The organism is Amycolatopsis thermoflava N1165 (assembly GCF_000473265.1).
Lineage (GTDB): Bacteria > Actinomycetota > Actinomycetes > Mycobacteriales > Pseudonocardiaceae > Amycolatopsis_E > Amycolatopsis_E thermoflava.
In genome coordinates, this window is the sequence record NZ_KI421511.1 from 6575400 (window position 1) to 6596044 (window position 20645).

24 protein-coding genes and 1 pseudogene are annotated in these 20645 nt (G+C 71.5%); 12 read left to right on the top strand and 13 right to left on the bottom strand.

The genetic code is table 11. The features are described from left to right. Positions 1-58: 58 nt before the first annotated feature. The 5 genes from AMYTH_RS0132670 to AMYTH_RS0132690 form a co-directional block, all read right to left on the bottom strand. On the bottom strand, positions 59-277 hold the full coding sequence (locus AMYTH_RS0132670; RefSeq protein WP_027933756.1) for a hypothetical protein: 219 nt from the start codon (positions 275-277) through the stop codon (positions 59-61). A 100-nt stretch (positions 278-377) separates the two neighbouring features. Continuing rightward, complete coding sequence (locus AMYTH_RS0132675) at positions 378-671, bottom strand: hypothetical protein (protein WP_157360700.1); 294 nt, start codon at positions 669-671, stop codon at positions 378-380. A 165-nt stretch (positions 672-836) separates the two neighbouring features. Next, entirely contained in the window at positions 837-1190 is a 354-nt protein-coding gene (locus AMYTH_RS0132680; protein ID WP_027933758.1) for a hypothetical protein, read from the bottom strand. After that, a complete protein-coding gene (locus AMYTH_RS49205) occupies positions 1187-1324 on the bottom strand; it encodes a hypothetical protein (protein ID WP_157360701.1) in 138 nt (45 codons plus the stop codon). Before AMYTH_RS49205 ends, AMYTH_RS0132680 begins: the two co-directional genes overlap by 4 nt. Further along, on the bottom strand, positions 1321-1524 hold the full coding sequence (locus AMYTH_RS0132690; RefSeq protein WP_027933759.1) for a hypothetical protein: 204 nt from the start codon (positions 1522-1524) through the stop codon (positions 1321-1323). Before AMYTH_RS0132690 ends, AMYTH_RS49205 begins: the two co-directional genes overlap by 4 nt. Before the next feature lie 42 nt (positions 1525-1566). On the opposite strand from AMYTH_RS0132690, the pseudogene AMYTH_RS46180 reads away from it, so the two are divergent. From AMYTH_RS46180 to AMYTH_RS0132705, 3 genes and pseudogenes are all read left to right on the top strand, one after another. Next, a pseudogene (locus tag AMYTH_RS46180) lies at positions 1567-2412 on the top strand (ring-cleaving dioxygenase); the annotation flags it as partial. Beyond that, on the top strand, positions 2409-3011 hold the full coding sequence (locus AMYTH_RS0132700; RefSeq protein ID WP_027933760.1) for an alpha/beta hydrolase: 603 nt from the start codon (positions 2409-2411) through the stop codon (positions 3009-3011). The pseudogene AMYTH_RS46180 and the gene AMYTH_RS0132700, both read left to right, overlap by 4 nt. A 51-nt stretch (positions 3012-3062) precedes the next feature. Next, positions 3063-3464 (top strand): DUF4259 domain-containing protein, encoded by a 402-nt coding sequence (locus AMYTH_RS0132705; protein WP_027933761.1) that lies wholly within the window; start codon positions 3063-3065, stop codon positions 3462-3464. Between the two features lie 182 nt (positions 3465-3646). On the opposite strand, the gene AMYTH_RS0132710 is transcribed toward AMYTH_RS0132705, so the two are convergent. The 3 genes from AMYTH_RS0132710 to AMYTH_RS0132720 are packed head-to-tail and all read right to left on the bottom strand — an operon-like array spanning position 3647 to position 6092. Further along, a complete protein-coding gene (locus AMYTH_RS0132710) occupies positions 3647-4366 on the bottom strand; it encodes an SDR family oxidoreductase (protein ID WP_267283909.1) in 720 nt (239 codons plus the stop codon). A 5-nt stretch (positions 4367-4371) separates the two neighbouring features. Then, positions 4372-5523, bottom strand: a complete 1152-nt coding sequence (locus AMYTH_RS0132715; RefSeq protein WP_027933763.1) for an NADH:flavin oxidoreductase — start codon at positions 5521-5523, stop codon at positions 4372-4374. Further along, entirely contained in the window at positions 5520-6092 is a 573-nt protein-coding gene (locus AMYTH_RS0132720) for a TetR/AcrR family transcriptional regulator (protein ID WP_027933764.1), read from the bottom strand. The genes AMYTH_RS0132715 and AMYTH_RS0132720 overlap by 4 nt, the downstream gene beginning before the upstream one ends. 62 nt (positions 6093-6154) lie before the next feature. Here AMYTH_RS0132720 and AMYTH_RS0132725 point away from each other — a divergent pair, with 62 nt between their 5' ends. From AMYTH_RS0132725 to AMYTH_RS46185, 8 genes are all read left to right on the top strand, one after another. Then, positions 6155-6970, top strand: a complete 816-nt coding sequence (locus AMYTH_RS0132725) for a class I SAM-dependent methyltransferase (RefSeq protein ID WP_027933765.1) — start codon at positions 6155-6157, stop codon at positions 6968-6970. A 42-nt stretch (positions 6971-7012) separates the two neighbouring features. Next, entirely contained in the window at positions 7013-7357 is a 345-nt protein-coding gene (locus tag AMYTH_RS0132730; protein ID WP_027933766.1) for a LapA family protein, read from the top strand. 33 nt (positions 7358-7390) lie between these two features. Further along, positions 7391-8167, top strand: a complete 777-nt coding sequence (locus AMYTH_RS0132735; RefSeq protein WP_051362890.1) for an Abi-alpha family protein — start codon at positions 7391-7393, stop codon at positions 8165-8167. 210 nt (positions 8168-8377) lie between these two features. Beyond that, positions 8378-8878 carry a diaminobutyrate acetyltransferase gene (gene ectA / locus AMYTH_RS0132740; protein ID WP_037322854.1) on the top strand — a complete coding sequence of 167 codons (501 nt, stop codon included), beginning with the start codon at positions 8378-8380 and terminating at the stop codon, positions 8876-8878. Between the two features lie 68 nt (positions 8879-8946). Further along, positions 8947-10200 carry a diaminobutyrate--2-oxoglutarate transaminase gene (gene ectB, locus AMYTH_RS0132745; RefSeq protein WP_027933769.1) on the top strand — a complete coding sequence of 418 codons (1254 nt, stop codon included), beginning with the start codon at positions 8947-8949 and terminating at the stop codon, positions 10198-10200. A 25-nt stretch (positions 10201-10225) separates the two neighbouring features. Continuing rightward, on the top strand, positions 10226-10639 hold the full coding sequence (locus AMYTH_RS0132750; RefSeq protein WP_020416992.1) for an ectoine synthase: 414 nt from the start codon (positions 10226-10228) through the stop codon (positions 10637-10639). 66 nt (positions 10640-10705) lie between these two features. Next, the gene (thpD, locus tag AMYTH_RS0132755) at positions 10706-11599 is read left to right on the top strand and encodes an ectoine hydroxylase (RefSeq protein WP_378333633.1); all 894 of its coding nucleotides are present in this window, start codon (positions 10706-10708) and stop codon (positions 11597-11599) included. Between the two features lie 246 nt (positions 11600-11845). Then, positions 11846-14548, top strand: a complete 2703-nt coding sequence (locus AMYTH_RS46185) for an AfsR/SARP family transcriptional regulator (RefSeq protein WP_037322856.1) — start codon at positions 11846-11848, stop codon at positions 14546-14548. 839 nt (positions 14549-15387) lie between these two features. Here the strand turns inward: AMYTH_RS46185 and AMYTH_RS0132765 are convergent. The 3 genes from AMYTH_RS0132765 to AMYTH_RS0132775 form a co-directional block, all read right to left on the bottom strand. Continuing rightward, the gene (locus tag AMYTH_RS0132765) at positions 15388-16266 is read right to left on the bottom strand and encodes a hypothetical protein (RefSeq protein WP_027933771.1); all 879 of its coding nucleotides are present in this window, start codon (positions 16264-16266) and stop codon (positions 15388-15390) included. Positions 16267-16268: 2 nt separating this feature from the next. Continuing rightward, positions 16269-16748 carry a DUF6932 family protein gene (locus AMYTH_RS0132770; RefSeq protein WP_027933772.1) on the bottom strand — a complete coding sequence of 160 codons (480 nt, stop codon included), beginning with the start codon at positions 16746-16748 and terminating at the stop codon, positions 16269-16271. 84 nt (positions 16749-16832) lie between these two features. Continuing rightward, positions 16833-17636: an SGNH/GDSL hydrolase family protein gene (locus tag AMYTH_RS0132775; protein ID WP_167344624.1), complete on the bottom strand. Its 804-nt coding sequence runs from the start codon at positions 17634-17636 to the stop codon at positions 16833-16835. A 223-nt stretch (positions 17637-17859) separates the two neighbouring features. Between AMYTH_RS0132775 and AMYTH_RS0132780 the strand changes: the two genes are divergently transcribed. Next, entirely contained in the window at positions 17860-18513 is a 654-nt protein-coding gene (locus tag AMYTH_RS0132780; RefSeq protein WP_027933774.1) for a DUF3159 domain-containing protein, read from the top strand. 105 nt (positions 18514-18618) lie between these two features. Here AMYTH_RS0132780 and AMYTH_RS0132785 read toward each other — a convergent pair whose 3' ends face one another. Both AMYTH_RS0132785 and AMYTH_RS0132790 read right to left on the bottom strand, forming a co-directional pair. Then, complete coding sequence (locus tag AMYTH_RS0132785; RefSeq protein ID WP_027933775.1) at positions 18619-19533, bottom strand: N-acetylglucosamine kinase; 915 nt, start codon at positions 19531-19533, stop codon at positions 18619-18621. Beyond that, on the bottom strand, positions 19530-20537 hold the full coding sequence (locus AMYTH_RS0132790) for an SIS domain-containing protein (protein ID WP_051362891.1): 1008 nt from the start codon (positions 20535-20537) through the stop codon (positions 19530-19532). Before AMYTH_RS0132790 ends, AMYTH_RS0132785 begins: the two co-directional genes overlap by 4 nt. Positions 20538-20645: the final 108 nt, after the last annotated feature.

A 20645-nucleotide genomic window follows, 5' to 3' on the forward strand; every position in this document is an offset into this window, starting at 1 on the left:
GCCCCGGCGTCGCAGTAGGGCGCCGGGGCCTTCTGTCGCTCGATGCTGGTGGCCGCGCCTAGGATTTCCGCTCGCGCAGCAAGGCCTTCACGACGAGCCACGCCACGCCGACGGCGAGGCCGATCCACAGCACCGTGTTGTTGGTGTGCGTCGGGCTGTTCGGGTCGGCCTGGGTGGTCTGGATGACCACGGAGAAGACCCCCACTGCGATGAGCACGAGCGCTGCGTACCCGAGCACCCGCGTGTACTTGTTCGATATCCCCGGCTTGTTCGCCATTCCCGGAACCCGTCCCTTCCTGATCAGCTCAGGTGTCGTGTGTGTGAGCCGCGGCGTTACTGCACGGCCGACTGGTTCGGCGGGCTGTGATGTCCCGGGCTCAGTCGAACTCGTAGCGGAACTGCTCCTCGGTGAGGACGCGGATCTGCGCGGACGGATGTGACCCTGGCCGGTCGGGCTCGAAGACGATGTAGCTGTCGACGGGAGCATTGACCTCGCCATCGGCCGTGTACAGCGAGAGGGCGGGATAGCCGAGAGCGTCGACCCCCGACCACGTCACTTCGCCGCCAGGCAAGCCGTTTACCCACCTGACCAGCGGTTCAAGGTTGTCCAAGGTCACCTTCCCGGCGAGGACTTTCCGAGTCCGCGACGAGTGCTCTTCCGGTTCGAACACGGGCATTGCTCCCTCGGTTGTTGGGGGTCGCCAGCCTAAGGCAGCGTCGGCCAGCTCGATCGGTTATCGGCGGGTTGAGCTGTGGCGCCAGGACGGGCACCGCCGTCGCAGCGAGCATCACGACGTGGTCGAGTGCGGCGTCCACAGCCGCCCGGATGCGTTGCGTCACTGCTCGCCTCGCACGGCGCGCAGGAGGTTCTTCATGATGGAGTCGCTGACGTTCGACGACCCGATCCCGTCCGCGAGGTCGGCGGCCTCCAGTAGCGCGACCGAGACGGCGAGAGCCTGTTCTGCAGGGAGATCGCTTCCCATCAGTACGTTGCCGATCTTGTAGGCGCGATCCGCGTTCGGCCGGGTCGCCCGGTCGACGTGCACCTTGGAGATGCTGTCAGCGAGCAAAGCCTTCACCTCCTCGCTGAGGTCGCCGCAGGAGCACTCGACGCGGACCGGCCGGTGCGCGTCGGCGGTGTCTTCGGTGAGTTCCGTGACGGTGATGGTGTGCGCGCCGCTGGTGGTCATCGCGTCTCGCATTCGACGACGCTGGTGCGCAGGTGGCCGGGGATCTCGCAGCGCTCGTGATCCTCGGTCGGCATGAGCCAGGCGGCAATGACGATGGCGGCGATCGCGAGGATGGCGACGATGGCGGCCCTCATCGGCAGTCCCCGATGCAGCGGACTACGGACTGCTCACCCTGCGGCGTCCATACGGACCCGGCGTCGATGTTGAGCATCCAGGCGTTGTCGCCGGCCTGGATGAGGAGGCCGGTTGCGATGACGGTGAGCGGGAAGATGAGCAGCAGGACCCAGGCGCGCCACGGCGTGAAGGTGGCGGGCGGGCGTGGCGATTCGGCCACGGATACCCCCAGCAGGTGTTGGCAGGATTTTGATAGTGCCCCAGCTTGACGTTCGAGGATCCGGGCACCTACCACCTGTACTACGGCGACCAGTCCGGCAAGCCGGGCACGCTGATGACCTTCTTCCCGTGGCGCGACGCGCCGAGCGGGCGCCTCGGCACCGGCCAGGCCACCACCACCGCGTTCTCCGTGCCGGCCGATTCGATCGGCTGGTGGAAGGACCACCTCGCCGAGGCCGGCGTCACCACCGGCCGCATCGCCAACCGGGAGGGCGAGGACGTCCTGACCTTCCGCGACCCGGACGGCCTCCAGCTCGCGCTCGTCGCGCACCCCCAGGGCGACCCGCGCGACCCGTGGGACAACGGGCACGTCCCGGCCGAGCACGCGATCCGCGGCCTGCACTCGGTGACCCTCTCGGTCGCCGAGGAGGACGCGACCGCCGAGATGTTCGGCGACCTTGGCCTGACCTTCAGCAGCCAGGACAGCAACCGCCTGCGCTTCACCGCCGGTGAGGGCGGGCCGGGCGCGATGGTCGACGTCCTGGTCACGCCCGACGCCCCGCGCGGGCTCGTCGCCGCGGGCACCGTGCACCACGTCGCCTGGCGCGCGCCCGACGAGGAAAGCCAGGCCGCGTGGCGGGAGGAGCTCGTCGACCGGGGCGTGAACGTCACCTCGATCCTCGACCGGCAGTACTTCCGCTCGATCTACTTCCGCGAGCCGGGCGGCACGCTGCTGGAGATCGCGACCGACCAGCCCGGGTTCGCCATCGACGAGCCGCTGCTGGAACTCGGCCGCGCGCTGAAGCTGCCGCCGTGGCTGGAGCCGGACCGCGAGCAGATCGAGCGCGCCCTGCCGAAGCTGCACATCCCGGGCGAGAACAACCGATGACGCTGGAGCACAAGTTCATCGAGGGCTCGCCGGACGCGCCGGTGCTGTTGCTGCTGCACGGCACCGGCGGCGGGCCGGACGACCTGGTCGGTCTCGCGCGGGAGCTGAGCCCGTCGGCCGCGCTGCTGGCCCCGGCCGGCCCGGTGTCCGAACATGGCGCGGCGCGGTGGTTCCGGCGGCTGGCGGAGGGTGTCTTCGACTACGACGACGTCCGCGCCCGAACCGACCAGCTGGCGTCGTTCGTGCTCGACGCGCGGCAGGAGTACGGACTGGACGGACGACGGCTGGTCGCGGTCGGGTTTTCCAACGGCGCCAACATCGGCGGCGCGCTCACCCTGCTGCGCCCGGACGTGGTGCGGGAGGCGGCGTTGTTCGCGTCGATGCTGCCGGTGCCGGACCCGCCCGGGCATGACTTGAGCGCCACGCGGGTGTTCCTGTCCAATGGGGAACGCGACCCGATGGCGCCGCTGCCGTCGAACGAGCAGTTCATCCAGCTGCTGCGGGAGCGGTCGGCTTCGGTGACGGTGCACCGCCACCACGGTGGGCACCAGATCACGCTGGACGCCCTCCAGGCCGCGAAGGACTGGTTGGCTGCTTAGTTTTTGTCGGTGCCTCCTGACAAGATCACGGCGACTTCGAGGAGGCACCGAATGGGAACGTGGGGAACCGGTCACTTCGACAACGACGAGGCCGCCGACTTCGCGAACGAGCTGGACGACCTGCCCGCGGGTGAGCGTGGGGCGCTGATCCGCACGACGCTGGAGGCGGCGGCGGGCAACTCCGGGTACCTGGAGGCGCCGGAGGGCATGCTCGCCGTGGCCGCGGCAGCGCTCGTGGCCTCCCAGCTTCCTGGCGGCGATCCGGTGGACGAAAGTTACGGGCCGGAGGAGCCGATCCCGGTGCTGCCCGCGGAGCTGAGAGCGCTGGCGGTGCGCGCGATCGACCGTGTGCTCGCGGAGAAGTCCGAACTGGACGAACTCTGGGAGGAGCCGGACCGCCCGTCGTGGCTGGCGGAGCTCGACCGGCTGCGGGAGGTGCTGGCGACAGCCTGACGCCCCCGACGTGAGCTGAACCGGGCGGCGGCTGCCGTGGTGGCGGTCGGCTGCCGCTGCGGGGTGCCGGGCCGGTGCCGGGCGCGAGCTGATCCCGCGCAGCGGAAGCCCCGGCCGAGCCCGGCCACCGGAAATCCGCGCCGCGGTACGGTGCCTGTCCTGCCGGTACCAGGAGTCCCAGGTCAGAACTCCGTCGGCCGCAGCAGTGCGTCCGACCCACCGTCGATCATCAGCTGCGCGCCGTGGATGTAACCGGCGTCCGGGCCGAGCAGGTAGCGGATCAGCGAGGCGATCTCCTCGGGCCGCCCCCGGCGTGGGATCGGCGCCTGGTAGTTCCGGATCGCGTCGCCGAAGCGGGACGCCAGGCCGGCCTGCAGCAGCGGCGTGTCGACGGCCCCGGGCGCCACCGTGTTCAGCCGCACGCCCGCCGCGCCCCACTGCGAAACCCGTTGCCGCACCGCGACGGTGAGCGCGTTCTTCGACCACGAGTACGCCAGGTGCCCCGCGTACTCACCGGCCTCCGCCAGCGCGGCCGCCTCCTCGCCGCGCGCGATCGGGTTGTCCGCCCACTTCACCATCGTCGAGGCCGACGACGACACGGCCACCGCCGCCCCGCGCAGCGCCGGGAACAGTCCGTCCAGCACCTCGACCGCGCCCCGGTAGTTGACCTCGACGATCTGCATCGGATCCGGCACGTGCGGCCCGAGTCCGGCGCACACCACCAGCCCGGCCAAAACAGGCGCCACTCCGAGCACCCCGTCGACCGCCGCCCGACGGCCGTCCGGAGTGGACAGATCCGCGCACACCTCCGCGTCCCGCAGGTCGACGCCGACCACCTCGTGCCCGTCCGCCCGCAACGCCGCCACCACAGCCGCCCCGATCCCCGAGGCGGATCCGGTCACGGCGATCACGTCAGCACACATCGCGTCCCCCGGTAGATCGTCGGCATGCAGCGGTTGCAGTGCACGCACAGCGAACGCGCCCCGGCCCGCAACCGCAGCGGCAGGTCCGGCTCACGCAGCAACGCCCGCGCCATCGCCACGAACTGGAACCCTTCGGCCATCGCCCGCTCCATCGTCTCCAGCCGCGTGATCCCGCCCAGCAGGATCAACGGCAGCTCCACCGCCGCGCGGAACTGGCGCGCCCGGTCCAGCAGGTAGGCCTCCTGGAACGGGTAGCTCTTCAGGAACGCCCCGCCCACCGCCCGGATGCCGGCACGCAGGGGCTGCGGGAACGCGGCCGCGAACTCCCGCACCGGCGCGTCCCCGGTGAACAGGTACATCGGGTTCAGCAGCGAACTGCCCGCGGTCAGCTCCAGCGCGTCGACGGTCCCGTCCGCTTCCAGCCACCGCGCGACCTGCACGCTCTCGTCCAGCCAGAACCCGCCCAGCACACCGTCGTCCATGTTCAGCTTCGCCGTCACGGCGATGCGCGACCCGACCTCGTCCCGCACCGCCCGCGCGACCTCCAGCGCCAGCCGCGCCCGGTTGGCCAGCGACCCGCCGTAGGAGTCGCGGCGCCGGTTCAACCGCGGGCTGAGGAACGAGCTCACCAGGTAGTTGTGTCCGAAGTGGATTTCCACGGCGTCGAACCCGGCTTCGACCGCGAACCGTGCGGCTGACGCGTGCGCGCGCACGACGCGAGCCAGATCGTCCACAGTGGCCGCTCGCGTCATCCGCATCCCCAGCGGGTTGGGGAACCGGCCGGGCGCCAGCGCCGGCAGCCGGTTCGACGCCGCGTTCGCGACCGGCCCCGCGTGCCCGATCTGCGCACTCACCGCCGCACCCTCGGCGTGCACGGCGTCGGTGAGCCGCCGCAGCCCGGGCAGCGCCTCCTCGCGCATCCAGATCTGGTGCCGGTCGGTGCGCCCCTCCGGCGACACCGCGCAATAGGCCACCGTCGTCATCCCCACCCCGCCGCGCGCCGGCCGCCGGTGGAACTCGATCAGCCGGTCGGTGACCAGGGCGTCCGGGGTCGCGCCCTCGAACGTGGCCGCCTTGATGATCCGGTTGCGCAGCTCGACCGGCCCCAGCCGCGCGGGCGCGAAGACGTCGGTCATGACCCCGCCAATCCCGCCGCGACGAACGCCCGCAGCGTGTCCACCGGCACCTCGCCGGGCATCCCGTCGGCGAAGAACTGCAGCACCAGGCCGAACGCGAGCAGCCACCGCTGCGCCGCGTCCGCCTTCGCCAGCTCCGGGCGCGCGTCCCGGAGCAGCTCGATCCACGGGCCGAGCCCGAACCACCGCGACGTCCACGCCGGCTCCCGCCTGCCCAGCACGAACCGCGCCAGCAGCCGCAGCCGGAGCGCCCCGACCGGGTCCGCGGCCAGCTCGGCCAGCGGGGTGACGACCAGGTCCACCAGCTCGGGCACCGTCGGCGTCCAGCCGCCGCGCCGCCGCTGCGTGACCTCGTCCAGCCTGCGCTGCCACACCGGCGCGAGCCGGGCCTCCAGCAGCGCGGCGATGAGCGCGTCCTTCGACCCGAAGTGGTAGTGCACCGCGGCCGGGTTCATGCCGGCGGCGCTGTTGATCGCCCGCACGGACACCGCGTCGTAGCCGGATTCGAGCAGCAGCCGTTCGGCGACGGTCAGCAGTCGCTCGCGGGTGGAAGCGTCGGTGCTCGGCACCCGTCAAGGGAAGCACGGATCCATCACCGAATCAATCACTGATTGACCGGCACAATGAGGGCATGGCCGACGCGTTGCGCAGGTGGTCCGAGCAGCTGGCGGACTGGGCGATCCCCGAGTACATCCTGGCCGCGGCGCCCGAGTCGCCGTGGGTGGTGCCGAAGCAGGTGTTCGCCCGCCGCGCGGACCGCCAGCTGGCAGCGCCCGCGACACCGACCCACCAGGCCGTGCTGGACGCGTTGCCGGGCACCGTGCTGGACGTCGGCGCGGGCGCCGGGGCCGCGAGCCTGCCGTGCGCGCGGTCCATCACGCGGGTCACCGCCGTCGACACCAGCGCCGGGCTGCTCGCGGAGTTCCAGCGACGGGCCGAGGCGCTGTCGCTGCCGCACCACACGGTCGAGGGTCGGTGGCCGGACGTCGACGTCGAGCCCGCCGACGTGGTGGTCTGCGCGCACGTCCTCTACAACGCCCCCGACCTCGCGCCGTTCGCCGACGCGCTGACCGCCCACGCGCGCAGGAAGGTCGTCGTCGAACTGGCCGAGGCCCACCCGCTGACCACCCTCAACCCACTGTGGCGGCACTTCCACGGCATCGAGCGCCCGGACGGTCCGACGGCCGACGACGCCGTCGACGCGCTGCGGGAACTCGGCCTGGAGCCCGCGGTCGTGCGCTGGCACAAGCCGGCCAGGCCGGAGTACGCCCGCTTCGATGAGCTGGTCGACGTCACCCGGCGACGGCTCTGCCTGCCCGCGGACCGGGCCGGTGAGGTCGCCGAGGCGCTGCGTGGTCTCGGTGTCGACGAGCGGACGCCGCCCGACCTGGGCTCCTCGGGTCGCGATGTGGTCACGCTCAGCTGGCCGGTTAGCCGGTCCGTGTGATTTCGACCTGCGCGAATCCACCCACCCGCGCACAATCGGCGTATGACTCACGCGCAGGGGGACGAGCCGGCCACCGGCACCCCACCCCAGCCGCCCGTGACGGAACCCGCGCCCGCGAAGCCGGTCAAGATCAAACGGACCAGGGTGAGCGGGACCTGGGTCGCGATCATCGTCGCCCTGATCATCCTGGTCTTCCTGCTGATCTTCATCCTGCAGAACCTGGACTCGACGACGGTGGCCTTCCTCGGGATGGAGGGCAGTCTGCCGCTGGCCGTGGCCATGCTGTTCTCCGCGATCGCCGGCGCCGTCCTGGTCGCCCTGGTCGGCGGCGCGCGCATCTTCCAGTTGCGCAAGGCGACCCGGAAGGCGAACAAGGCACTCCGCTGACCCGGCCGTAACATCATCCTGGGAAACGGGGTGATGTGGTTGACCAGCGAGAACCTGCCGAGTTCGCCGGAGGGCGGCGACGAGAACCTGCTGCGCCGAGCGGGCCGGTTCGCCGGGTGGGCCGCACGCACCGGGTTCACGATCGGCAAGCGGCTGCCGCTGCCGGGCCTCGAACTGGCCGGTGAGGGGCTGCGGCAGGTCGAGCGGCAGGTCCTGACCGGGCTGCGCCGCCGCCTCGACGAGGTCGACGACCCGTACGTGGTCGCGCTCAGCGCGGCCGGCGCCGAGCACGCCCCGAACGGCACTGGCGAGCTGGTTCCCGCGCGCGAGCCGCTGCGCGCCGCGATGAAGGAGCTGCTCGACCGGTCCGTCGGCTTCGGCCGCGAGCAGGCCCGCGAGTACCTCTACGCCACCGTGCTGCGCCAGCTCACCCCCGACGAGGCCCGCATCATCGCCACGCTCGCCACCGGCGCGGCCTTCCCTGTGATCGACGTCACTGAGCGCGGGTTCGGCGGCGGCCGCACGATCTTGCGCAACGCCTCCACCGTCGGCAAGGCGGCCGGCGTGACGCTGGCGGACGAGGTGCCCGGCTACCTGACGCGGCTGGCCGGGTTCGGCCTGGTCGAGCTGGACGACGAGTCCGCCGAGCTGGAGTCGCAGTACGAGATCCTGGCGACCGAGGACCTGGTCCGGTCGGCCGCGAAATCCGCGCGCCGGGCGCGGCTGGTGCGCCGGACCGTGCGCCTGTCGCGCTTCGGTGTCCGGTTCTGGGCGGCGTGCGATCCCGGCGAGTGGACTCGCGTCCTGTGAGCGCTGCCACTACCGTGTAACGCGCAGCGCCGGACGAGCGCTCTACGTGATAAGGCCTCACCCAGGTAAGGGGCCATAGCACACCTGGGCTCCGCAGCGCCAGCTTTCTGTTGTCATTCTCACGTGTGTTTCGTCGTTGTTGCAGGTAGCCAGGCTGTGCGCACGACGATGCGCTGAACGACCGAAACAACTCTGTTAGGTTGTTTTGACATGTCCGGAAAGCACTTGATCGAAAATCCGACCAAGGCCGACGGGGCTGCGCTTTGGCGAATCGCACGCGATTCGCAGAAGCTCGATCTCAACTCGCCTTATGCATATCTGTTGTGGTGCCGCGATTTCGCCGACACCTCGGTGGTGGCGCGGGTGGACGGTGACGCGGTCGGATTCGTGATCGCTTATCGCCGTCCTTCGGCGCCGGACACCGCGCTCGTCTGGCAGGTCGCCGTCGACGCGTCGCAACGTGGGCAGGGGCTGGCCGGAGCCCTGCTCGACAACCTGTTCACGCGGTTGGTGGCCGACGGGGTGCGTCACCTGGAGACCACCATCACGCCCGACAACAAAGCGTCCATCCGCCTGTTCACCTCCTTCGCGGAACGGTGGGGAGCGGAGCTGGAGCGCGCTGAGCTGTTCGGCTCGGCCGACTTTCCGGACGATGGCACGCGGCACGAGCCGGAAGACCTTTACCGAATCGGGCCGCTGCTCCCGAGATAACGGCGGAAATGGGCGAGGACGCCCGTGCGATTAGCTGTCGACAAGCACCAGTGAGGGGAAAACCCAAAGTGAGCATCTTCGAAAAGCTCGAATCCGAAGTGCGCAGCTACAGCCGGGGATGGCCGGTCGTGTTCGACCGTGCGCAGGGCAGCCGCCTTTACGCCGAGGACGGCCGCCCGTACCTCGACTACTTCGCCGGCGCCGGCGCGCTGAACTACGGGCACAACAACCCCGTGCTCAAGAAGGCCCTGATCGACTACATCGAGCGCGACGGCGTCACGCACGCGCTCGACATGTTCACCGTCGCCAAGCGCGACCTGCTCGAGACGCTCGACGAGAAGATCCTCAAGCCGCGCGACCTGGACTACAAGGTCATCTTCCCCGGCCCCGGTGGCGCCAACGCCGTCGAAGCCGCGCTGAAGCTGGCCCGCAAGGTCACCGGCCGCGAGTCGGTCATCAACTTCACCAACGCCTTCCACGGCATGACCATCGGCGCGCTGTCGGTCACCGGCAACTCGATGAAGCGGCACGGCGCCGGCATCCCGCTGGTGCACGCCACGCCGATGCCCTACGACCAGTACTTCGACGGCGTCTACCCGGACTTCCTGTACTTCGAGCGGCTGCTCGACGACTCCGGCAGCGGGCTCAACGAGCCCGCCGCGGTGATCGTCGAGACCGTGCAGGGCGAGGGCGGCATCAACGCGGCAGGCATCGAGTGGCTGCGCGGCCTGGCCGACCTGTGCAAGCGGCACGACATCCTGCTGATCGTCGACGACGTGCAGATGGGTTGCGGCCGCACCGGCCCGTTCTTCAGCTTCGAGGAAGCCGGCATCAAGCCGGACATGGTGTGCCTGTCCAAGTCGCTGTCCGGCTACGGCATCCCGATGGCGCTGACCCTGATCCGCCCCGACCTCGACGTCTGGGAGCCGGGCGAGCACAACGGCACCTTCCGCGGCATCAGCCCGGCGTTCGTCACCGCCGCCGAGGCTATGCGCACCTACTGGAGCGACGACGAGCTGGAGAAGTCGGTCCGCGCCAAGGGCGAGCGCATCGGCGCCGCGCTGCAGGGTCTCGTCGACGCCTACCCCGAAGCGCAGCTGACCGCGAAGGGCCGCGGCCTCGCCCGCGGTTTGGAGTTCCAGAACGGGGAACTCGCCGGTCGGGTCTGCGCTGCCGCGTTCGAACGCGGCCTGCTCATGGAGACCTCCGGGCCGGACAGCGAGGTGGTGAAGCTGCTGCCGCCGCTGACCCTCACGGACGCCGAGGTCGGCGAGGGGCTGGAGATCATCGACGCCTCTGTCAAGGCCGTGCTCGGTAAGTAGAGAAGAACGAGAAGGGGAAAAAGTTTTGATCGTCCGGACCCTCGACGAGATCACCGACACCGACGCCGACATCAAGACGCCGAACTGGCGCTCGAAGCGGATCATCCTGGCCAAGGAGAAGGTCGGCTTCTCGGTGCACGAGACCACGCTGTACGCGGGGACCGTCAACGACTTCTGGTACGCCAACCACATCGAGGCGGTCTTCGTCTACGAGGGCGAAGGCGAGATCACCAACAAGGCGACCGGCGAGACGTTCCAGCTCAAGCCGGGTTCCCTGTACCTCCTCAACGACCACGACAAGCACCAGGTCCGCCCGAAGACCGACATGAAGACCGTGTGCGTCTTCAACCCGCCGGTCACCGGCCGGGAGGTGCACGACGAGAACGGCGTGTACCCGCTCGTCGTCGAGGAGGACGAGGCGGACGAGAAGTCCGCCTGAGCCACCACGGAGCGAGGCCCCTACCGAAAGGCAACGCATAAAAGGAGGCGAACCGATTTGACGATCATGGAAACCGGTGTCGAGGACAGTTACCCGACCAGGGTTCCTGCCCCGGCCGAGCCCTTCGATCGCGTCGACCCGACTGTCTGGGGCAGTGAGGCCGACGGCCCGATCGATGCGGCGACACTCGCTTCGCACGACGCGAAGGGGTACCACATCGTCGAGGGCCTGCTCTCGCCCGCCGAAGTGCAGGGCTACTGGCAGGAGCTCGTCCGGCTCTCCGGCGACGAGCAGCTGAAGGCCGACGAGCGGGTCATCACCGAGAAGAAGACCGGCAGCGTCCGGTCCATCTTCGAGGTGCACAAGATCAGCGAACTGATCGCCGAACTCGTGCGCGACCCCCGTGTCCTCGACCGCGCCCGGCAGATCCTCGGCTCCGAGGTGTACATCCACCAGAGCCGCGTGAACTACATGCCGGGTTTCAAGGGCACCGGGTTCTACTGGCACTCCGACTTCGAGACCTGGCACGCCGAGGACGGGATGCCGCGTCCGCGGGCGGTGAGCTGCTCGATCGCGCTGACCGACAACTACCCCTTCAACGGCGGCCTGATGGTCATGCCGGGCTCGCAGCGGACGTTCGTCCCGTGCGTCGGCGAGACCCCGGACGACTACTACAAGTCGTCGCTGAAGGAGCAGGAGATCGGCGTTCCCAGCGAGAACGACATCACCAAGCTCGCCGCGGAGTACGGGATCGACCAGTTCACCGGGCCCGCGGGCTCGGCGCTGTGGTTCGACTCCAACATCATGCACGGGTCCGGCAACAACATCACGCCGTACCCGCGCTCGAACATCTTCCTGGTGTTCAACAGCGTCGAGAACGCGCTCGTCGAGCCGTTCGCGGCGGCGAAGCCGCGGCCGACCTTCATCGGCAGCCGGGACTTCACGCCTGTGACGCGATAGACGCCGGAAGAAGTGCGGGTCGGGTGTAGCCGGTTCATCGCGCCCTGTTACAGTGCCGCCACTGCGAACGGCGGCAGCATGGGTCTTCCTTGCTCGGGGTGAATCCCGTGTGACGCCGGTAGCGATGGCGAGGCGCACCCGGCCCCGTCACTTGTTTCACCGAGTGCGGCCCCGCACCATCAGATCGGGACTGATGGTGCGGGGCCGTACTCGTTTTCCTCCGGCGCGGCGCTCGGGGAGGGGCCTGTGCTCAAGGGTTTGCGCGTCCAGTTGCTCGGCCCGGTGCAGCTGTGCGCCGGTGACCGGCCGGTGCCGATCGGCGGTCCCGGCGTGCGCGGGCTGCTCGCGCTGCTGGCTCTCCAGCCGAACCGGATCGTCGCGCTCGACGACCTGATCGACGCGCTGTGGAACCACGACCCGCCGCCGACGGCGCGGACCATCGTGCACGGCAACGTCTCCCAGCTGCGGCGCGTGCTGCGGTCGGCCGGCACGCCGGAGGCCCGGATCGACACGGCCGCGCCCGGCTACCGGCTGACAGTCGACCCGATGCTGGTCGACGTCCACCGCGCCCGCGCGTTGTTCGAGCGCGCCGAGGCCGCGCCGTTGCTCGAACGCGCCTCGTTGCTGCGCGAGGCGTGGGCGCTGTGGCAGGGGCCGGAGCTGGGCGGGGTGCCGGAGTCGGTGCACGCGCCCGAACTGGCGGACCTGCGGATCGCGGTGCACGGCGCCCGCGTCGACGCCGACCTCGCGCTCGGACGGCACGAAGAGCTGATCGCCGAGCTGACCACGATCGTCCGCGCGGAGCCTCGGCGCGAGCGGACCGTCGGACAGCTGATGCGGGCGCTCTACCACTCGGGGCGCCGGGCGGACGCGCTCGAGGTGTATCGCGAGGCGGCGCGGGCGGCGTCGGAGAAGCTCGGCCTCGACCTCGGGCCCGACCTGCGGGCGTTGCACGCGCACGTGTTGAACGACGACTTGGCGCCGGTTGTGCCGGGGATCGACGTGAGCCGGGTGGTGCCGCGACAGCTGCCGCCCGCGGTGCCGCTGGCCGGGCGGTCGGTGGATCTGGCCTGGCTGGACGAGGTGGCGCCGGTCGGCGTGATCACCGGGCCGCCCGGGATCGGCAAGAGCGCGCTGGTCGTGTCGTGGGCGCACGGAGCGGTGACGAGGTTCCCGGACGGGGTCCTGTTCGCCGCGTTACGCGGGTTCGAGGCGCCGGTGCCGGTGGCGGAGGTGCTGGCGCAGTTCCTGCTCGGGCTCGGCGTGCCGGCGGACGAGGTGCCGGAGCCGGAGGGGGAGCGGCTCGCGTTGTACCGGTCGCTGAGCGGTGGCCGGCGGATCCTGGTGGTGCTCGACGACGCGCGGTCGGCCGATCAGGCGCGCCCGTTGCTGCCGCCGGGGCCGGGTTCGGTCGCGGTGGTGACGTCGCGGGCGCGGCTGGACGGGCTGACCGTTTCGCACGGCGCTCGGGTGCGGGCGCTGGAGCCGCTGGCGCGGCGGGACTCGGTGCGGCTCCTCGCCGACGTCGCGGGCGGTGCGTTCGAGGAGTACCACTCGCAGGTGGCGGGGTTGTGCGGGGATCTGCCGCTGGCCTTGCGGATCGCGGGCGCGCGGCTGGCGGCCGGTCCGGCGTGGACGGTGCCGGACTTCGTGGCCGAGCTGGCGAGCGAGCGGACGCGGCTGGCCGCGCTGGACGTGGACGACGCCGGGGTGCGGGCGGCGCTGGACGTGTCGGTGCGCGGGCTGCCCGCCGAGGCCGGGGCGATGTTCCGGGCGCTGGGGGCGTTTCCCGGGCCCGCGGTCGGTCCGTTCGTCGCGGCGGCTTTGTGTGGGGTGCCGGTGGCCGAGGCGCGGCGGCGGTTGCGGGTGCTGGCGGCCCACCACCTGCTGACCGAGAGCGCGCCGGAGGTGTTCACGCGGCACGACCTGGTGCGGTTGTACGCGCGCGAACTGGCTGGTTCGTCGAGTCTGCGGCCGGCGGTGCGGTACTACCAGGCGGCTGCTGACGTGGCGCGCCGCCGGCTGCTGCGGATCGTGGACCCGCTGGACTTTTCGTCTGTCGAGGTGTCGGTGCCCGCGTTGTCCGGTTTCGACGACGCGCTGGCGTGGTTTGTGGCTGAGTGGCCGAACCTTTTGGCCGTGCTGGAGGGCGCGGCGGCGGCCGGTCTGCACGACGACGTGTGGCGGCTGGCGCGGGTGGCGCACACGTACCGGGTGGTGCGCCCGCGGTGGGACGAGTGGCAGCGGCTGGTGGCGCTGGGGCTGGCGGCGGCCGAGGCGTGCGGGGACGCGCGGGCGCGGTTCTGGATGCTGATCTCGCGCTGCGCGATGTTCCTGACGTTCGACGTGGGGGCCGACGCGCTGGCGGACGCGTCCGCGGCGCTGGCGATCGCGGCGGACGAGGGGAGCCGCACCTGCGCGTTGATCCACCTGGGGTGCGCGTTGAACAGCTGTGGCCGTCACGACGAAGCGGTGGAGTGCCTTATGAGGGCGGCTTCGGCGGCGGGCACGGACGAGCTGCGGGGCCAGGCCCTGGCGAACTGCGCGGAGGCGGAGAAGGCGCGGGGCCGGTACGCGGAGGCGATCGCGCACCAGCTGTCCTCGCTGGAGATCGACCGCCGCCTCGGGGACGACAGCTATGTGGTGGTGTCGCTCAACAACCTCGCCGAGTCGTACCTCGGCCTCGGCGACGACGGGGCGGCGTGGAAGCACGCGTCCGCCGCGGTCGAGTTGGCGTCGCTGCGGGGTTTCCTGCTGCAGGAGGCGGTCGGCCGGTTGACGCTCGGACGGCTCTCCCGCCGCGACGGCGACCTCGCCGGCGCGCGACTGCAGGTCGGGCTGGCGGCGGAGCTGCACTCGCGGGTCAGCCCGCGGCCGCCCGCGGAGGTGCTCGCGGAGATGGCGGAGCTGGGGCTACCGGCTGCCCCTGCGCGGGGTGACGAGGGTTGACGCTTTCGAGTACAAGGTGCCCCCGCACTTAGCGAATTCTTAGCGATGGATCTTGCGGAGGGCGTATGGTCCGGCTTGGCCGTCTGGCGCAGTGGGGGAGCGTCAGACGGCCGCTTCGCGTTTCGGCTGGTTGGCCGTGGGGGTTGCTCCAGACGCGCTGAAAGGCGCCGCGCGCCGCCGCGCGCCGCCGCGCCGCGGCGAGCCGCCTCGTGGCGGACCGCGCCGCACCGTGCCGGGCCGAGCCGCGCCATGGCCCGCCGTGCCGCCGTGCCGCGCCGTGTCGGGCCGCGCTGGCACCGCGAGCCGCACCGCGCAGGAAGCGAGCCGCGCCGGGCGGCTGTGCCGCACCGGGGCGCACCGAATCCGCCGTGAGCCCGCCCGTGCCAGGCCGCGCTGTGCTGGGCCGCGCCATGGCGTGCGGGGCCGGGCCGTGCCGTGCCGTGCTGTCGAGCCGCACTCTGCGCGGCCGTGCCGTGCCGCGCCGTGTCGGGCCGAGCTGGCACCGCGAGCCGCACCGCGCAGGAAGCGAGCCGCGCCGGGCGGCTGTGCCGCACCGGGGCGCACCGAATCCGCCGTGAGCCCGCCCGTGCCAGACCGCGCTGTGCCGGGCCGCGCCCAGGCGTGCCGTGCTGCCGAGCCGCACTCTGCGCGGCCGTGCCGAGCCGCGCCGTGCCGGGCCGCGCTGGCACCGCGAGCCGCACCGCGCAGGAAGCGAGCCGCACCCTGCGCGGCCGCGCTGCACTAAGCCGCGCCGCAGCGAGCTGCGCAGTGCCGGGCCGAGCCGCGCCATGTCGCGCGGTGCCCGATCGCGCCGCCCCGAGCCGGCAGCACCGACCAACTCACTGGTCGAACAGGTTCACTTCCGGCGTGATCTCCAGCAGCTCGTGCACCGGGCGGCCGCGGCGGCCGTCGATCGTCGTCGTGCGGACCACCCTCAGCCGGGCGGTCACCGGGCGGTCCAGGTTCTCCTTGATCTGGTCCAGCAGGTCCGGCGCCACCGCACCCTGGATCGTCCCGCCGGACTCGCGCTCCAGGTAGAAGATCCGGCGGCGCGTGCGCACACCGTCGAGCCGGCCGGTCACCGTCTCGTAGCCGACTTCCTCCCGCGACTCCCGCAGGCTGTTGTGCAGCACCTTCGCCTGGTCGGTCGTCATGCTGCGGGTCACGTCCTCGCCGGCCGTCGGCGTCAGCTGCAGCCCGATGCCGGTGTTCTTGACGACCGCGCTGACGATGTCGCTCACCGCGTTGCGCACCGTGTCCCGCTGCAGCAGCACCGCGTCCAGTGCGCCGTCGTCGGAGCCGTTCGCGGGCAGGAAGTCGCACAGCTCCTTCACCGCGCGCTCGGACAGCGTCTCGATCCCGTCGTGGATCAACGCGTCGTCCGGCGCCGGCTCCGGGAAGCCGAAGAAGATCGTGTTGCCCGCCTGCCCGCGCTGGATCAGCGGCGCCTTGTCGCGGTCGGTCTGCTGGACGTAGGTGATCTCGCCCTGCGGGTTGCGGATGATGTGCCCGACCTTCGCCGTCGCGTCCTGCAGCGCCCGGCTGATGTCGGAGAACGTGTAGGCGTCCAGGTTCGTCGACCCGAGCATCGACACACGCAGCAACGGCGACCGGGACGTGCGCTCGAACTTCGCGTGCGCGGCCATCGCCGACGCGCGCGCCAGATCGTCCAGCCACGTGCCGCCCGGGATCTCGTCGGCGATCCGGCGGAAGTCCATCATCACCACACCACCTCGGGGAACCCGCGGCGCCCTTCGTACGACCAGGTGTTGGCCCACGTCTCCTCGTCACCGGGGAAACACAGGAACCCGTCGAGCAGACCGCCGACGGGTTGTACCTGATCGAGGTACATCGCGGGCTGCCCGACGATGACCCCGCGCAGGGTCAGCAGCCCGTACAGCGCGTCCCGCACCCGGCCCGTCATGCGCTTGAGGCTGCCCCAGTCGTCCGGGATCAGCACGACGTCGAGCCCGCTGGGCACGTCGGGGGTGCGGGTGATGAACTGCCCGCCGATCCAGGCGCGGCCGCTCGGGATGATCCGGGCGACCGCGCCGAGATAGCTGTTCAGAGCGCTGAACAGGATCTCGCGGGCGTTCTGGTGCGGCGCGTCGAAGACGAGACGTTCGTAGATGTCGGCCACGTCCGCCGGAAGCCGCCCAGTCGGCAGAACCCCCTCCGGGGTCCAATGGGGCAGCGGCATGTCATGAAGTTATCAGCGACGCGCAGCGTGTCCGTTGAGGGTGGCGGTGGGCGACGGGTGGGCCTACCAACAGCTGTGTGACGCTCAGCTCGCCGGGGCGCGGTCGTCCGACACCGGCGGGTGCACCGCGAACGGCGCCAGCTGCGGCCGCTTCGGCGACAGCCCGTCGCCCATCGACTCGCCACGCAGCTGCCGCCGGATCCACGGCAGCAGGTGCGTCTTCGTCCACGCCAGGTCCGACCGGCGGTTGGTGATCCAGTCCGCCCGCGCGTCGACGACCGGCCACGGCTCCCGCCAGTCCTCCGACGTCGGCACGCCCAGCACCTCGGCCGCCCGCAACGCGATCCGCCGGTGGCCCTCGGCCGTGAAGTGCAGCCTGTCGTCGCTCCAGGCGCGCGGGTCGTGCAGCGGGTCCATCGCCCACAGGTCGACGATCTTGGCGCCGTGCCGGACCGCGCTCGTCCACAGGTGCGCGTTGTAGATGCCGATCTTGCCGCGCAGCACGCTCATCACCGGCAGGTGCTTGGTGTCCGGCCCGTTGAACACGAGCACGTCCATGCCCGCCGCGCGCAGCTTGCCGATCACCTCGTCGAGCTGCGCCGCGATCTCGTCCACGTCGGAGCCGGGCACGATCACGTCGTTGCCGCCCGCGCACAGGGTCACCAGATCGGGTTTCAGCTCGAGGGCGATGGGTACCTGTTCCTCGATGATCTCGGCGAGCATCTTCCCGCGCAGCGCCAAGTTGGCGTACTGGAAACCGGGCTGGCCCTCGGCCAGGATCTCGGCGAGCCGGTCCGCCCAGCCGCGGAAGGTCCCGTCCGGGTTGAAGTCGTTGAGACCTTCGGTGAAGCTGTCACCCAGTGCGACATAGCTGTCGTACTCACGCACGCTGCCGTCCCCTTTCGCCAGCACCTGTGTTGATCGCCCCTCGAACAACTCAGCAGGATGCACCTGTAATCCCGACCTACGCCACCGTCGGTTCAGCGCGAGGTCACAGTCTCTTACGTTGTCGGCCTCCTGAGCTTCTCCATTACCGCCGTCCGCCCGGATCGTGTGGCGAAGATCTCGATGGTAGCTGCCCGCACCGACAGTTTTGGGGCACGCTGTAGGGGTGACCGGACAAGCCACGCCGCAGAGGGAGTCGCTGGGCAGCATCCTGGGTGGTCGCAAGGGTGCGATCGACGCGAGCCTGCCGCCGCTGGCGTTCGTGGTCGGCTGGCTGGCCACGGGTTCGTCGATCGCGTGGGGCTCGGCCGCGGCGATCGCCACTGCCGTGGTGGTCGGCGTCGTCCGCCTGACCCGCGGTGACAAGGCGCGGGCCGTCGTGGTCAGCCTCGCCGCGGTGATCGTGGCCGCCTTGATCGCGCTGCACACCGGTCGCGCGCAGGACTTCTTCCTGATCCAGGTGCTGTCCAACGTGGCCAGTGCGTTGCTGTGGGTGACCAGTGTGGTCGTCCGGTGGCCGCTCCTGGGTGTCGTGGTCGGGTTACTGCTCGGCCAGAAGACCCGCTGGCGCAAGGATCCCGACCTGCTGCGCGCCTACTCGCGGGCGAGTCTGGTGTGGTCACTGCAGTACGTGCTGCGCGTGGTCGTCTACCTGCCGTTGTGGTGGGCGGGGGAACTGGTCGCGCTGGGCGTCGCGCGCACGGTCATGACCTGGCCGCTGCAGGCGCTGACGATCGCGGTGAGCGGCTGGGTGCTGTACCGGACGCTGCCGAGGGAGCACCCGGGGCTGCGCGTCGTGTCGGGTTCCGGGCGCGAATAAGAGCCCCCGGCGAGGGGGAGGTCCGGGGGCCGCCCAAACCGTACGCCCGGCGGCGGACCCGGCACTCGTGCTCCGCGCACGAAAAACGCCCGGATCTTTGGTCGGTCAGCCTGGACGGCGCGCCGCGGCTTCGCCGAACGCCTCGACGGCGGCCAGCCAGGCCGCGCCCAGCACACCGTCCGAACTGGTGCGGACCTCGAGCCCGGCCAGCTTCGCCCGCACCCGCTCGCCGACCCGGGAGCCATCGCCGAGGACGCTGCCGACCAGCACCACCGGGGTGTCCTCGCCCGGCTCGCGGGTCGCCAGCGCGGTCGCGACCAGCAGGTCGGCGGCGCGCTCCACGATGTCCGCCGCGGCCGGGTCGTCGACCGCGACCAACGGCGCGAACCGGGCGAGGCGGACCGGCGGCTCGGCGTTGGCGACCGTGATCAGCCGCCGCCACGCGTACTTCCGGTCGGTCGCGTCGACCCCGGCCTCGGCCAGCACCGCGGTGGCCAGCGGGCCGAGGTCGCCGTCCCGGCTCAGCGCGGCCAGCGTGGCACGCACGGCCTCCCGGCCCAGCCAGAACCCGGAGCCCTCGTCGCCGAGCAGCCAGCCGTAGCCGCCCTCGGTGGCGACCATGCGACGCTTGCGGATCCGGCCCGCGATCGAGCCGGTACCCGCGATCAGCACGGTCCCGTCCGGCGCGTCGGTGGCGGCGGCGAACGCGACCTCGGCGTCGGTCAGCACCACCACGCGGTCCAGGCCCAGGTCGCGCCAGGTGCGCTCGAACAGGGCCGCGACCGCCGGGTCCGTCAGCTTCGCGGTGCCGGCCATGCCGACGACGCAAGCGCTGGCCCGGCCGGGGACCTCGGTGGCCGCGCGGATCGCCGCCGCCAGGTTGGCGACCGCCTCCGCGGGCGGGTGCGAGTTCGGGTTGGCGCCGCCCGCGCGCCCGGCGCCGAGCACCGTGCCGTCCGCGGCCACCGCCAGCGCACGCGTGGACGTGCCACCCGCGTCGACCCCGAGGACGAACTTCATCGCGTCCTGGTCACCTTGTTCAGGCCGCGCGGGCGGTCCGGGTCGAAGCCGCGGGCGAGCGCCAGCCCGAGCGCGATCCGCTGCACCGGCAGCACCTCCAGCACTGGCGCGAGTTCCTCGGCCACGGACGGTACCGGGATGCGGACCGCGGCGGGCACCTCGCCCGCCGACGACCCGAGCGCCAGCACGTCGGCGCCGCGTTCGGCGACCGTGGTCAGCACGTCGCGCAGGGCGGCCCCGCCGCGGCCGGTGCCGGTGATCGCCAGCACCGCGGTCTCCTCGTCGACGGCCGCGACCGGCCCGTGCAGCAGGTCGGCGCCGCTGTACGCGCGGGCGGCGAGGTAGCTGGTCTCGGCGAGTTTGAGCGCGGACTCCAGCGCGGTGGCGTAGGAGTAGCCGCGTCCGGTGGTGATGATCCGGTCGACGAAGCGGTACCGGTCCACGGCGCGCTGCACGTCGACCTCCAGTGCCTGCCGCGCTAGCGGTTCGATCTCGGCCGCGGCCGACGAGTCGCCGCCCCGGACGGCGTCGACGAGCAGGTACAGCGCGAGCAGCGTCGCGGAGTACGTCTTGGTGGCGGCCACCGCGGTCTCGGTGCCGGCGCCGATGTCGACGGCCAGCTCGGCGGCGCCGCCCAGCGGCGAGGCCGGGGTGTTCGTGACCGCGACGGTCAGCGCGCCCTGCTTGCGGGCGGTCTGGGTGAACTCGAGCAGGTCGGGCGAGCCGCCGCTCTGGCTGACCGACACCAGCAGCACGTCCCGCAGGTCGGGACGCGCGCCGTAGAGGGTCACCGTGGAGGGCGAGACGAGCCCGGCGGGCAGCCCGAGCAGGACCTCGATGAGGTACTTCGCGTACAGCGCCGCGTGGTCGCTGGAGCCGCGCGCGGCCAGCAGGGCGAACCGCGGCGGGCGCCGGGAGATGGCGGCGGCGACGTCGGCGATCTCCCCGCGGCGGGCCACCAGACCGCCCAGAACGGCGGGCTGTTCGGCGATTTCCGCGGCCATGTGCTGTCCGGGGTTGCTCATGCTGGGTCCCTTCGGAGGTCTAGACCAATGCTACCCCGGGCGCGGTCCCATCCGGAAAGGGTAGTTTCATCCTGCGCCGGAGGCGCG